The sequence below is a fragment of the Streptomyces catenulae genome (assembly GCF_000718015.1).
GTDB classification, from domain to species: Bacteria; Actinomycetota; Actinomycetes; order Streptomycetales; family Streptomycetaceae; genus Streptomyces; species Streptomyces catenulae.
The window spans coordinates 20,326-33,019 of sequence record NZ_JODY01000027.1 but is presented as its reverse complement, the minus strand read 5'-3'; the positions used below and the strand labels follow the sequence as shown (position 1 = coordinate 33,019).

Genomic DNA, 12,694 nt, shown 5'->3' with positions numbered 1-12,694 from the left:
TCCCGGAAAGGCCGCACGCCCGGTCCGTCGGGGGATTTCCGCCACCCGTCAGGAATTCGACGGAACGGCGCCCGCCCCCGCCCATTCCTCCCGCCGGAGGAATTCCAGCAGGGCCGTCTCCGCCGGGCCCGGGGCGGCGCGGATCACCGCGATGACGGGCTGGGAGACCGCCGGGGACACCGGACGGACGAGGTGGGCGTAGCCCTGGGGCACCGCGGACGCGGGGACGAGCGTCACGCCCAGCCCGTGGGCGGCCCAGCGCACGGCGGTCGCGGTCTGGGAGACGCGGGCGGCGGTGGCCGGATCCACGCCGCCGTCCCGCAGGACGTTCAGGAGGACGGCGTCGAGCGCGCTGTCCCGGTCGAACCGCACCCACGGCTCGGCCGCCAGCGCGCCCAACTCGACCCGGTCCGCGGCGAGCAGCGGATGGCCCTCGCCCAGCACCGCGACGAACTCCTCGTCGCCGAGGCGGTGGGCGTCGGCCGGGGTCCGCTCGCACTCCGCCATCAGCGCGAGGTCCAGCGTGCCCCGGCGGCACAGCCGCTCCAGCTCCGCGGAGCCCGGCTCCTCGAAGACGGTGACCTCCAGACGCGGGAAACGGCGGCGCAGCGCGGCCAGCGCGCCCGGGAACTGCCGGGTGCCGAAGCCCATCTGCGCCGCGACCACCACCTCGCCCACCAACTCCTCGGCACCTGCCCGCGCCGTCGCCCGGGCCCGCCGCGCCGCCCCCACCGCGGCCTCCGCCTCCCGCAGGAACGCCCGGCCGACCACGGTGGGCACCAGCCCGGACGGCGTACGCGCGAACAGCGCGACGCCCAACTCCCGCTCCAGCCCCCGGATCTGCTGGGAGACCGACGGCTGCGCGACCCGCAGCACCTCCGCGGCGGCCGTCACCGACCCCTCCGCGGCCACGGCCAGCGCGTACTCGAACTGCCGCAGACTCACCGCGCCCGCCCCACCACGTACGGGCCCGTCACGGCCGTCACCCCTGCGCCGTCGGCCGTACGACGATCTCGCCGACGTCCACACCCGGCGGCTGTTCGATCGCGAAGCCGATCGCGGCGGCGACGGCGGAGGGCGGCATCGCGATCTCGTCGCGCTGCCGGACCAGCGCTGCCGCCGTCTCGGGGCTCGCCCCCTTGCCGACGCCCTCGGTGTGGGTGAAGCCGGGCGAGATGAGGGTGACCCGCAGGTCGGGGCCGGACTCCTGCCGCAGCCCCTCGGTCAACACCTTGACCGCCGCCTTCGTCGCCGCGTACACGCCCTGCGGCGACTTCACGACATGCGCCGCGGTGGAGCCGACGTTGACGAAGTGGCCGGAGCCCTGCCGCCGGAAGACGGGCAGCGCCGCACCGATGCCGTTGAGCAGACCGGTGATGTGCGTGGCGACCATCGCGTCCCAGTCGTCCTGCCGCAGCTCGTCGAAGGGCGAGACCGCCATCGTCCCGGCGTTGGAGATCAGGACGTCGAGCCGCCCGTACCGTTCGACCGCCGTGTCCGTGAGGCGCGCGAGGTCCTCCCGGCGGGTCACATCGACGACCACGCCGACCGCCTCGCCCCCTCGCGCGGTGAGGTCGTCGACCACCGCGGTCAGCCGCTCCGCCCGCCGCGCCCCGAGGACCAACCGGGCGCCCCGCTCCGCGAGATACTCCGCCGTCGCCGCCCCGATGCCACTACTGGCCCCCGTGATCGCCACTACCTTGCCCGCAATTCCCGCCATGCCCTTACATCCTTGAAAGAGAGAAGCACAGGTCAGCCCGTATCTGAACGACTGTCACCTGCGGTGGTTCCGGGGCGAACCCCCGACGTTCGCCCCCATCGAGCGGACCGAACGGCGTCCGGCCCGCCCGTGGACGGGGGCCCACACCCCTCGTTGTAGACGTACCCCGACATACCGCCCCCGATGTTGTTCCTGACACCGCTGCGGTCGATGCAGGCGGGTGCCGTACCGCCCGCCGCCACGGACGCCGGAGCGGCCTGCGCAGGCGCCGCACCCCCCAGGACGCCTGCCACAACGACGGCAGCCGAGGCCACGAGGACCCTGCACCGAACAGCGATGCGGCACAACGTACTGCCGAGCCGGGTACTCCGCACCGACCCTGCGCGTGAGGCACGTCACTGCGCCCGACCGCTCCTCGGGTCGACCGGAAACCGCACCGGACCTGTCCCGTCTCACTCAATCCAGGGCAGCGCCTCTCGCTGAGCTGCGATGCCCCAACTTGAGCGAGACGCTGAAGTTGGCCACGTCTTGCTCAAGTTCAGGTATGCGGAGGAGACCATGCGTCGCCCCTGGCGCCGAATGGCGTTCTGTCGTTTTCGTAGCCAGAACTGGGCCGCTGACGGCTTGGTCCGCGATTGGGGTTTGGGTGTGCTGGCCTGACGGGTCGGCAGGTCGGTCGGCGAGCCGAACGGTCCGAAACCAATGAGGCGATCGCCTGGTGGGTTGCGGAGTAGTCCTCGCGCAGGAGGAGTTGCCGGGATGGTGGCCGGACTCCGTCAAGGTTTTTGAGCCGCCGCACTCGTGTCGCGTGTCTCGGGTCTGGCCGTCGCCGGACGGTATGGCGTCAGTGGGCCGGTAGCCAGGTGCCGAGGGCCCCGGTCAGTTCCTCGCGCCCGGTGAAGATGTGTCCGTTCATACCGGTGGCTTGTGCTGCGCGCACGTTTTCGTCGCGGTCGTCGACGAAGAGGAAATCGGCCGGAGCGGCGTGCATGGCGTCGATGCAGTGGCGGAACGCCACGGGATCCGGTTTGGCCGCTCTGACCTTTCCGGAGAAGGCGACGTGGTCAAGGTGGCGGACCCAGGGCTGGTCGATGAGGAAGGCATCGGCGTGGTCGGCGGGGATGTTGGACAGCAGGGCGACTTCGGCGCGCTCCCGCAAGGACTGCACGAAGTCGACCATGTCGTTGTCGACGCGCGACCAGCTGTCGATATCGGTGAGCCGCAGCTTCTCGATGGTGTCGGGGTGCGCGGTGAGTGACAGTTGGTTCAGGACCGCCGTCCAGTACTGGGGTGCGGAGAGCTGTCCGGCGTCGTAGGGCAGGCGGCAGGCCCAGTAGGCGTCTGCGAAGGGCACGGTGCGGGCTCCGCTCAGCGTGGCCATCTCGTCCATGGCACCGGGGCGTTGGTGGCACGCGATGACGCCGAAGAGATCGAACAGCACGATGGGCCGGTCGGTGGGCATGGTCGGTTCCTTCCGCAGGTGGGGGAAGGCAGCGGTCAACGTCCCCGGTACCGGCGGCGGGCGGGCTCGGTCGCCCGGCTGCTCCAGGCGGAGCAGCACGGACATGTGCAGACGCGGGCGCCACCCGATCTGGAACGGATCGAACGGGGCGAGGGCCTTGCCTTTGGCGTAGAACGCCGAGAGCGCGCTGCTGGCGGTGGTACGGATCCGCTGCGGCAGCGGTGTGCGAGGTGCGGTACTCCTTGCGGAGCTCCTGACGAGGGGACGGCGTCGGTGGACCGGGCCGGTGCCCGTTCATGCGGAGGTGCGGTGAGGGCGGTCGCCGGTGGGCGCGGGCTCACCTCTGCGCGGGCGGTTTGAGCTGGTGCGCAGGACCCCGGCGGCCACGGCGGTGGCCGCACAAAGCAGTGTCAGCAGGAGGAACGTGTGGTTCAGGGCAATGGCATGGGACAGCCAGCCGATGACGGCGGGACCGGCGAGCATGCCGAGATAACCGAGCCCGGCAACCCGTGAAACGTTCGCGCCCGCAGCGGCCGGGTCCGCGTGCCCGGCCGCGCTGAACAACTGCGGGACACACCCCGACAGCCCCAGGCCGAACAGTGCCCAGCCGGTGAACGCCGTCCATATCCACGGGCCGAGCGCCACCAGCGTGATGCCGACGGCGGCCACGGCGGCCCCGTGGCGCAGGATCGCCATCGAACCGAACCGGTCGGCGAGGCGGTCGGCGAGCAGCCGGCCGATGGTCATGGCAGCCGCGAAGGTGCCGTACGCGAAGGCGGCGGTGCTGGTGGACGTGCCGAGGATGTCCTTGAAGTGCAGCGCGCTCCAGTCGTTGGCGGCTCCCTCGGACAGCATGACCATCAGCGCCAGGGCGGCCAGGAGCCAGATACGCCGACGTACGCCGACCGGCGATGCCTCGGCCCCGCCCACGGGTGTTTCGGTGGTCTCGGTGGCGTGTCCGGTGTCGGCGGAGGCAGCTCCGGTCAGCAGCGCGCGTGCCGACGCCAGCGCGATCACGATGCCCACTGCCCCGAGGGCCGCCATACCCGCGGCCGGACTCAGGCCGACGCTCGCGGCAGCCGCGGCGCCCAGCGCGGCGAGGACCCCACCGACCGAGAAGGTGGCATGGAAGCCGGACATGACAGGCCGACCGTACGCCTTCTCCACGTGTACGGCGTGGGCGTTCATGCCCACGTCCAGACAGCCGTTGCAGAAGCCGAAGAGCAGCAACGCCGCGGCCAGCGTCAACGGGTCCCGTGCAAGACCGGGCAGCACCAAGGCCGCGCCGCACAGCACACCGCCGATGGGCACGACGATGCGCGTACCGAAGCGGTCGGCCAGGCGTCCGGCCACCCGCATCCCGAGAAAAGCCCCGAGCCCGAGCAGGACCAGCAGGCCGCCGAGCGTCGCGTGGCTGATGCCCACGCGCTCCTCGATCGCGGGAATGTGTACGACCCAGGTACCCATCAAAGTGCCGCAGAGGACGAAGTAGACGTAGGTCGCCACGCGGGCGGCGCGCAAGGAACGGTCCATGCCACGCACTCTAACGAACACGAATGATGTTTGAAATCATCTAAATGAACACCTTGAGTGTTCGAAGTGATGTGGTGTTCAATCCCTCCATGAGCAACACAGACCGCCACGGGCTAATCGCGAAGACGGTCCGGGACTCCGGCGGTGCCACGGTTCAGGAACTCGCCGAGTTGACCGGAGCCTCGGAGATGACGATCCGGCGAGACCTCGACACCCTGGCCACGCAGGGGGTCCTCGAACGTGTCCGGGGCGGCGCACGCACCCTTCTTCTCAGGGGCGAGGAGCCCCCGTTCGCCCTGCGGGCGCAGGATGCGGTCGACGCCAAACGCAGGATCGCCGCCGAGGTCGCGGCACTCATTGCCGACGGCGAGAGCGTTCTGCTGGACAGCGGCACCACCTGCCTGGAGGTCGCCCGCATCCTGCGTGAGCGGCACGTCACAGTCATGCCCCTGTCCTTGCAGGCAATCCGCCTCCTCGGCGAGACACCCGGCCACGCAGATCTGCTGATGCCCGGGGGGAGGCCGCGCGCCGCCGAGGGAGCCCTGACCGGCCCGCTCGCCCTCGCCTCCCTGGCCGCCCTGCGCTTCGACACGGCCGTGATCGGCTGCTGCGGACTGAGCGCGGCCGACGGCCTGACCGCCTACGACCTCGACGACGCCGCGGTGAAGAAGGCGGGCATCGCATCCGCCCGCCGCGTCGTCCTCGCCGCGGACGGCGGCAAACTCGGCCGCACCGCCCACGCCCACGTCGGCCCCGCCACGCTCCTGCACACTCTCGTCACCGACACCACCGCATCCGCCGAAGAGGTAGACGCACTCGAAGCCGTCGGCTCCAATGTCAAGATCGTCTGACCACTCCGCCGCGCAGGCCCACCGCACCCACACAGCGGCGGTCGGCCTCCCGCACACTCCGGGGCCCCGCCGGGCCGGTGTGCTCGCCTTCGCCTGCCGGGCGGTTCTCACAAACGGTCCCGGCCGTGGTCAGCCTCGGTACCGTTTCGCCCTCGTCGGACCCGGCGGCGTCCGGGGCGCGCAGCAGGCCCTGCTGCTTCGGTGAAACCAGCAGCGGCCAGGTCCACAAAGCCACGCCTGCCCCTCGCTGTTTCACCGTGCGTGAGACGGGGTGCGCCGCAGGATGGCTCGTGCGCCGTGTGGGCGGCCGTCTTCCACTCGCGCCAAGTCCGTGAGTTCTCGATCGACGCGCTTCCTGATCGTGTGTGCCAGGCGCGTGATCTCAGCTTCGAACCATGGGATCGCAGTGGTCCGGAAGCGCCGTTCGGCGGAAGGCGACGCTTGAACTCCTGGCGGAGGAGTTGAGCCCCGTGTTTACCGCCGAGGACCTGCCGACACCAGAAGCGTGACGCGAAGAGCCTGGTGGCCTCGGCTACGTCCGGGAACAGCGCGGCCTCCTGATACGGGTATCGGTGATGGACATGCACGTCACGTGGTGTCCGGCGATGAGGTTGATACGGCGTTCAACCCGGTCGGCCGCGTACCCGTGCTTGGCCAAAGCCCCATAGAACTCTTCGCACTCTGCGTAGTTGGGAAGGATCCGGTGGTATCGGCGCCTGCGACAGAGTCCGTGAAGGACTCGCTGCCGTTCTGGTTGCCGTGGCGGTCCGGCCGACTCGAAACGGCCTGACCACATCACCCCAAGCGGCCCGCCACGGATCTCGCCCCGGGCGTCCGCGAACTCCAGCCAGTAGTCCTCCACCTCCACCAGCCACCCCACCCCCGTAACACTCCCGCAAGCACCCTGCTTGCAATAGTTAGCACCAGCGGGCACGATGGGGCCATGGCATCGCTCAATGTCGGCAATCTCGGTGAGTTCCTGCGGGAGCAGCGGCGTACGGCGCAGCTGAGCCTGCGGCAGCTCTCGGAGGCCGCGGGGGTGTCGAACCCGTATCTCAGCCAGATCGAGCGCGGGCTGCGCAAGCCGAGCGCGGAGATTCTGCAGCAGCTGGCCAAGGCGCTGCGGATCTCCGCCGAGACGCTGTACGTCCAGGCCGGGATCCTCGACGAGCGGCAGGGGCCGAGCGGTGTCGAGGTGCAGACCGCGATACGCACCGACCCCTCTCTCAACGAGAAGCAGAAGCAGGTCCTGCTGCAGATCTACGACTCCTTCCGCAAGGAGAACGGATACGGCAGCACCGACCCGGGAGCCGCCCCGGCCGATGACGTCCCGGGCCACGGCTGAGCCCACGACATCCGCATCAGGACACCGAATGCAGGAGGAAGCACCTCATGGCCATCACCGATGACCTCCGCAAGACCCTGACCGACCCGACCCCGCTGTACGCCCTCGCCGGTACCGCCGACCTGGCGGCCGAGAAGCTCGGTGAGGTGCCGGTGCTGGTCGAGCGGATCCGCGCGGAGGCCCCCAAGCACATCGAGGCGGTGCGGGCCACGGATCCCAAGGACGTCCAGGCGCGCGTCACCCAGCAGGCCAAGGAGGCCCAGGGCAAGCTGAACGACCTGCTCGGCTCGCTCGACACCGACCTGAAGAAGCTGCGGGAGCAGGCGCAGGTCCTCGCGCTCCAGGGCGTCGGCCGGGCCGCCGAGTACGCGGTCCGGGCGCGGGAGACGTACGACGGGCTGGCCGAGCGGGGCCGCGGCGCGGTGCAGGGCTGGCGCGGTGACGCCGCCGACCACGTCGAGGAGCTGGCCGTGGTGATCGAGCCGGACCCGGCGCCGAAGACCGCCCCGAAGCCCGCGAAGGCCAACGGCACGGCGAACGGCACCGCCCACGGCAAGACCACGGCGAAGCCGTCGCGGACCGGCGCGGTGCCGAAGCCGGTCACCAAGCCCGCGGCGAAGCCCGCCACCGCGAAGCCCGCCACCGCCAAGGCGGACGAGGCGAAGGCCGCGAAGAAGGCCCCGGCCCGTAAGCCCGCCACCCGTCGGAGCACCCCGCCGTCGAAGTGACGTAGTTATCCCCACGGGCCGGGCACGCGGCGGCGGCCCGGCCCGTTGTCCGGGTACGGTGGGCCGCTACGGCCCCCGAACGACAGGGCAAGACGACAAGCAAGGTGGTGCGCGGCGTGCTGGTGTACGGATTCCAGTCCCTTCTGGGCTGGGCACAGCTGGCCCTGGGCATCTATGCCGCGGTGATGCTGATCGACGCGGCGGTCCGCCGCGACGACGCCTACCGCGCGGCCGACAAGCAGTCCAAGCCGATGTGGCTGCTCTTCCTGGCCCTCGCCACGCTGCTGCTCTTCGTGATGCCGCTGATGTCGTTCCTGCCGATCATCGGCGTGATCGCGGTGATCGTCTACACCGTCGACGTCCGCCCGGCCCTCCGCCACGCCACCGGCGGCGGTGGCCCGCGCCGCGGCGGCTCCAGCTCGGACGGTCCGTACGGGCCGTACAACGGCGGACGCTGAACACCGGACGGACACACCGCGACCTGACCGGCACACGGGGCGCGCCACCGCGGGTGGGCGCCCCGTTCGCACGATCGGTGTGCGGACCGGGCGCCTCAACCGTGCCCGCGGTCCAGCCACACCACCGCGACGTCGTCCGTCAGCTCGCCGCCGTTGAGGTCGCGGACCTCGTTCAGGGTGGTGTCCAGCAGCTCCTCGCCGGTCAGGCCCGCGGCCATCCGGCGGGCGACCAGCTCGGCCATGCCCTCCTGGCCCAGCCGCAGCCGCCCCTCCCCGACATGCCCCTCGATCAGGCCGTCGGTGTACATCATCAGGCTCCAGGCGCCGCCCAGCTCGATCTGGTGGCGCGGCCAGCGGGCGTACGGCAGCAGGCCGAGCGCCGGGCCGCCGAACTCGTACGGGAGCAGCCGCGGCGGGCCGCCCGCGCGGGCGAGCAGCGGGGCCGGGTGGCCCGCGAGGCAGAGTCCGGCGCGGCGGCCGTCCGGGGAGATGTCGACGGTGCAGAGCGTCGCGAAGATCTCGTCGTCGGCCCGCTCGTGCTCCAGGACCTTCTGGAGGGTGGAGAGCAGTTCGTCGCCGCAGAGCCCGGCGAAGGTCAGCGCCCGCCAGGCGATCCGCAGCTCCACGCCGAGCGCCGCCTCGTCCGGGCCGTGGCCGCAGACGTCGCCGATCATCGCGTGGACGGTGCCGTCCGGGGTGCGGACGGTGTCGTAGAAGTCGCCACCGAGGAGCGCGCGGCTGCGACCGGGGCGGTAGCGGGCGGCGAAGCGCAGGTCGGAGCCGTCGAGCAGCGGGGTCGGCAGCAGGCCGCGCTCCAGCCGGGCGTTCTCCTGGGCGCGCATCCGCGACTCGGTGAGCTGGCGCTGTGCGAGGTCGGCGCGCTTGCGCTCGACGGCGTAGCGCACCGCGCGGCTGAGGACCGCGCCGTCCAGCTCGTCGCGGAAGAGGTAGTCCTGCGCGCCGACGCGGACCGCCTCGGCGGCGCGTTCGGCGTCGGTCTCCGGCGTCATCACGAGGACGGCGTGGGCCGGGGCCATCCGCAGCACCGCGTGGAGCGCGCCGAGGGTGTCGGCGCCGTCCGCCGGGACGTCCGCCTCGGTGGCCGGGGCGAGGTCGAGGAGGAGGCAGTCGACGTCGTCGGTGAGCAGCCGCGCCGCCTCGGTGAGGTTGCGGGCGGTGCGCAGCCGGACCTTGCGGCCCGCCCAGTCCCACATGTCGGGGACGGTGCTGCTGGGGTCGTCGCCGATGAGGAGGACGGTCAGGCCGGGCCCGGAGCCGTTGTCGGCGGGCTTCTCGGGGCGGCGGGCGCCCGGTATCGCCGCCGTCATGGCGTCGGCGGTGGGGAGAGGGTGCGCGGGCACGTCCGCCGCGCCGTCCGGCGTGCGGCGTGCGGCGCAGACGTCACGGGCCGGGGCCGTCTGCTGCGACAGCACGGCCGTGCGCCGGTGCGGAACGGGTACGGACATGGCTCTGCTTCCTTCCCTCCCCCTGGGTCGTGGTGGGCCGGTTCGACGCCCGGCTCGCCGGTGGTCGCCCTGACGGGCGCGGGACCACGTGCGAAGGCGTTTCCTCAGGGCTGTTCCGGCGCGCCCTCCGGCGCACCAACGTGCCCGGTCGTGCGCCGCTCGTGGGGGAGAGCGGTGCGCCACCGGGCACCGAGAGTGCGACCATAGCGCCACCGGACACTTGTGCGGAATGACCCGCGGCACGCGGCACGCGTCATATGCCGCCGGGTATAAGCCATTTGACCTGGAGAGACCGGGAGAAGCCGGAAAGGGAATGACGAACATCACCCCGCCGGGGCCGGAACCGATCGCAATGTGCCACGGCCCGGCGACCGTCCGATAACGGTCTCACCCACATCGCCACCGGCAATCACAGGTTGCGGCCGTTACGCGCATTCCGTCATTTATCGGGCCGTACGACACCGAGGATCGGCATCGATCCGGCGCCGGTGATCGTGACCTGCCGACCCGGTCGCGGAGCGTGCACGACCGCCCCGTCCCCGAGGTACATCCCGACATGGCTGGCGTCGGAGAAGTAGATGATCAGGTCCCCCGGGCGCAAGTCCCTGACGGCGACGTGCGGCAGCTGCCGCCACTGCTCCTGGGAGGTCCGCGGAATGGTACGGCCGCCGGCCTGCCAGGCGCGCAGGGTCAGCCCCGAGCAGTCGAAGGTGTCCGGTCCCACGGCGCCCCACACATAATCCTTGCCGATCTGTGCGGTGGCGAAGGAAACGGCTTTCCTTCCGGCGGCGGACGCCTTGTTGTCGATCTCCTTCAGGATGCCGGTGTCCAGCCATTTCTGCTGTTCGGCGCGGGCCCGGGATTCCTCCAGCTCTTTCAGCCGATCCTTTTCCGCGGCGGCCAGCCGGGATTCGATTTTCTTCGCTGCGTCGATCTTCTTCCTGATGTCACTCCGCGCTTTTTCCTTCTTCACGCGTTCGGCATCGAGGTGTTCCCAGCGGACCGTCGCGGAGTGCGCGTCGTCCCGCAGCCCGGCCGCCAACCGGCTCAGCTCCCCGGCGACGTTCGTGGCGGCGCGCTGGCTCTTGCGGGCCAGCACCACGTTGTCGAGGTACCCCTCGGGGTCCGCATGGAGCAGCAGCCGCGCCTCGTCCGGGATGCCCCCGGCGCGGTACTGCGCACTGGCCAGCACGCCCGCCTGCCGCTTGAGCGCGTCCCGGCGGCGCTGCGCGGCGTCGATCCGCCGGGCCAGCTCGACGATCTTCTTCTGCTCGCCGGTGACCTGCTCCTGCGCGGCGTTGTACGCGTCGGTGGCCCGCTCCGCGGCGCGGTAGAGATCCTCGATCTGCCGGTGCACCCGGGCCAGCCGGTCCGTGCCGGGGCCCGCGCCGCCCGCGTCCGGGCCGTCCGCCGTCTCCCGCGCGGGCGGGCGCCCGTCCGGTCCGTCGGCCGCCCGTCCGGCCGAGGCGTACGCCGCCGGGGCCAGGGGCCCGAGCAGTCCGAGCGCGCAGACCACCACGGCGGCGCGGGCGACCGCCCGGCCCCGCGGGGCGGCGCGGCCGGGCGTGGCCGCCGCGCCGTCCCCCGGAGCGGCGGCGCCCCGCGCTCCTCCGGTGTCTCCCGCGTCCGCTCCGCCCCGTACGGCCTTCGCCGCCCCCTGGGTCCCCACCCGCCACCTCCGGTCGATGCCCACCACTTCGTCTCCCCGTGGTCGTTGGCGCGGATAGTGCCATACCGATCGGTAAGTCGACAGAGGACGGGGCAATTCCCCGATTTCGCGTGACCGATACATGCCAGGACGAGTCGCCCCCAGCTGACGGGTGAGGTTCACCGTGCGTTCACTCTTCTCCGTCGGTCACTTCACTTGATCTGCCTAATTTCGGCCGTACCGAGTGCGCGTCACCGTCGCGAACCGATAGGGGCTCCGGCTGACTCCGCACACTCCTGACACACCTCGCACGCCGAGCAAGCGGCGCGCCCCAGGAAGGAACTCTCGACAGTGAAGCTTCAGCGCAAGAACCGGGTTCGCGCCCTCGCGGTGGGCGCTCTCGCCGTCACCGGTGCCCTGGCCCTGACGGCGTGCGGCTCCGACGACACCAGCGCCTCCGGTGGCGCGGGCAACGCCGCCAAGACCGGCAGCATCAAGTGCGAGGGCAAGGGCAAGCTGCGCGCCTCCGGCTCCTCGGCGCAGAAGAACGCCATGGACGTCTGGGTGCAGAACTACGCCGGGTCCTGCAAGGACACCGAGATCAACTACCAGCCGACCGGCTCCGGCGCGGGCATCACCACCTTCCTCCAGGGCCAGACCGCGTTCGCCGGTTCCGACTCGGCCCTCAAGCCCGAGGAGGTCGCCAAGTCGGAGAAGGTCTGCAAGGGCGGCAAGGCGATCAACCTGCCGATGGTCGGCGGCCCGATCGCGGTCGGCTACAACGTGCCCGGCGTGGACAACCTCGTCCTCGACGCGCCCACCCTCGCCAAGATCTTCGACTCGCAGATCACCAACTGGAACGACGCGGCGATCAAGAAGCTCAACCCGGGCGCCTCGCTGCCGGACCTCAAGATCCAGGCGTTCCACCGCTCCGACGACTCGGGCACCACCGACAACTTCACCAAGTACCTCAAGGGCGCCGCCCCCGACGCCTGGAAGCACGAGCCCGCGAAGACCTGGGAGGGCAAGGGCGGCCAGGCGGCCTCCGGCTCCGCCGGTGTCTCCTCGCAGGTCAAGCAGACCAACGGCGCGATCTCCTACTTCGAGCTGTCCTACGCGACGGCCGGGAAGATCCCCACCGTCAAGATCGCCACCGGCGCCAAGTCCCCGGTCGAGGCCACCGTCGACAACGCCTCCAAGGCCATCGCCGAGGCCAAGCAGGTCGGCAAGGGCGACGACCTCGCCCTGGAGCTGAACTACGCCACCAAGGCCGAGGGCGCCTACCCGATCACCCTGGTGACGTACGAGATCGCCTGCGACAAGGGCAACAAGACCGAGACCCTCCCGGCCACCAAGTCCTTCCTCACCTACATCGCCAGCGAGGACGGCCAGAACGCCCTGAAGGACCTGGGCTACGCCCCGCTGCCCACCGAGATCGCCGACAAGGTCCGCAAGACCGTCGCCGCCCTCGCCTGATCCACCG

At 71.3% G+C, this 12,694-nt stretch carries 11 protein-coding genes; 5 read left to right on the top strand and 6 right to left on the bottom strand.

Features of this window, described 5'->3' with window-relative positions:
• Positions 1–48: 48 nt before the first annotated feature.
• The 4 genes from IF23_RS0121940 to IF23_RS0121925 form a co-directional block, all read right to left on the bottom strand.
• The gene (locus IF23_RS0121940; RefSeq protein ID WP_030286249.1) at positions 49–945 is read right to left on the bottom strand and encodes a LysR family transcriptional regulator; all 897 of its coding nucleotides are present in this window, start codon (positions 943–945) and stop codon (positions 49–51) included.
• Between the two features lie 37 nt (positions 946–982).
• Complete coding sequence (locus IF23_RS0121935; RefSeq protein ID WP_030286247.1) at positions 983–1,720, bottom strand: SDR family oxidoreductase; 738 nt, start codon at positions 1,718–1,720, stop codon at positions 983–985.
• Positions 1,721–2,564: 844 nt separating this feature from the next.
• Positions 2,565–3,287 carry an HAD family hydrolase gene (locus IF23_RS0121930; protein WP_342667931.1) on the bottom strand — a complete coding sequence of 241 codons (723 nt, stop codon included), beginning with the start codon at positions 3,285–3,287 and terminating at the stop codon, positions 2,565–2,567.
• A gap of 189 nt (positions 3,288–3,476) precedes the next feature.
• Positions 3,477–4,715, bottom strand: coding sequence for an MFS transporter (locus IF23_RS0121925; RefSeq protein ID WP_030286244.1), 1,239 nt, complete (start codon positions 4,713–4,715; stop codon positions 3,477–3,479).
• A gap of 89 nt (positions 4,716–4,804) precedes the next feature.
• On the opposite strand from IF23_RS0121925, the gene IF23_RS0121920 reads away from it, so the two are divergent.
• The 4 genes from IF23_RS0121920 (at position 4,805) to IF23_RS0121900 (ending at position 8,097) form a co-directional block, all read left to right on the top strand.
• Complete coding sequence (locus IF23_RS0121920; protein WP_030286242.1) at positions 4,805–5,566, top strand: DeoR/GlpR family DNA-binding transcription regulator; 762 nt, start codon at positions 4,805–4,807, stop codon at positions 5,564–5,566.
• A 943-nt stretch (positions 5,567–6,509) separates the two neighbouring features.
• Complete coding sequence (locus IF23_RS0121910) at positions 6,510–6,911, top strand: helix-turn-helix domain-containing protein (RefSeq protein WP_030286239.1); 402 nt, start codon at positions 6,510–6,512, stop codon at positions 6,909–6,911.
• A gap of 47 nt (positions 6,912–6,958) precedes the next feature.
• Positions 6,959–7,639: a hypothetical protein gene (locus IF23_RS0121905; protein WP_030286237.1), complete on the top strand. Its 681-nt coding sequence runs from the start codon at positions 6,959–6,961 to the stop codon at positions 7,637–7,639.
• A 116-nt stretch (positions 7,640–7,755) separates the two neighbouring features.
• Positions 7,756–8,097, top strand: coding sequence for a DUF2516 family protein (locus IF23_RS0121900; RefSeq protein WP_030286235.1), 342 nt, complete (start codon positions 7,756–7,758; stop codon positions 8,095–8,097).
• Between the two features lie 95 nt (positions 8,098–8,192).
• Here IF23_RS0121900 and IF23_RS0121895 read toward each other — a convergent pair whose 3' ends face one another.
• A complete protein-coding gene (locus IF23_RS0121895; protein WP_030286233.1) occupies positions 8,193–9,563 on the bottom strand; it encodes a PP2C family protein-serine/threonine phosphatase in 1,371 nt (456 codons plus the stop codon).
• A gap of 439 nt (positions 9,564–10,002) precedes the next feature.
• Positions 10,003–11,232, bottom strand: coding sequence for a C40 family peptidase (locus IF23_RS0121890; RefSeq protein ID WP_030286232.1), 1,230 nt, complete (start codon positions 11,230–11,232; stop codon positions 10,003–10,005).
• Between the two features lie 330 nt (positions 11,233–11,562).
• Here IF23_RS0121890 and pstS point away from each other — a divergent pair, with 330 nt between their 5' ends.
• Positions 11,563–12,687 carry a phosphate ABC transporter substrate-binding protein PstS gene (pstS, locus tag IF23_RS0121885; RefSeq protein ID WP_030286230.1) on the top strand — a complete coding sequence of 375 codons (1,125 nt, stop codon included), beginning with the start codon at positions 11,563–11,565 and terminating at the stop codon, positions 12,685–12,687.
• Positions 12,688–12,694: the final 7 nt, after the last annotated feature.

What these genes read in the sequence shown, in the direction of transcription:
- IF23_RS0121935 (WP_030286247.1), bottom strand. Translation starts at nt 1,720, where the DNA reads ATGGCGGGAATTGCGGGCAAGGTAGTGGCGATCACGGGGGCCAGTAGT.
- IF23_RS0121930 (WP_342667931.1), bottom strand. Translation starts at nt 3,287, where the DNA reads ATGTCCGTGCTGCTCCGCCTGGAGCAGCCGGGCGACCGAGCCCGCCCG.
- IF23_RS0121925 (WP_030286244.1), bottom strand. Translation starts at nt 4,715, where the DNA reads ATGGACCGTTCCTTGCGCGCCGCCCGCGTGGCGACCTACGTCTACTTC.
- IF23_RS0121920 (WP_030286242.1), top strand. Translation starts at nt 4,805, where the DNA reads ATGAGCAACACAGACCGCCACGGGCTAATCGCGAAGACGGTCCGGGAC.
- IF23_RS0121910 (WP_030286239.1), top strand. Translation starts at nt 6,510, where the DNA reads ATGGCATCGCTCAATGTCGGCAATCTCGGTGAGTTCCTGCGGGAGCAG.
- IF23_RS0121905 (WP_030286237.1), top strand. Translation starts at nt 6,959, where the DNA reads ATGGCCATCACCGATGACCTCCGCAAGACCCTGACCGACCCGACCCCG.
- IF23_RS0121895 (WP_030286233.1), bottom strand. Translation starts at nt 9,563, where the DNA reads ATGTCCGTACCCGTTCCGCACCGGCGCACGGCCGTGCTGTCGCAGCAG.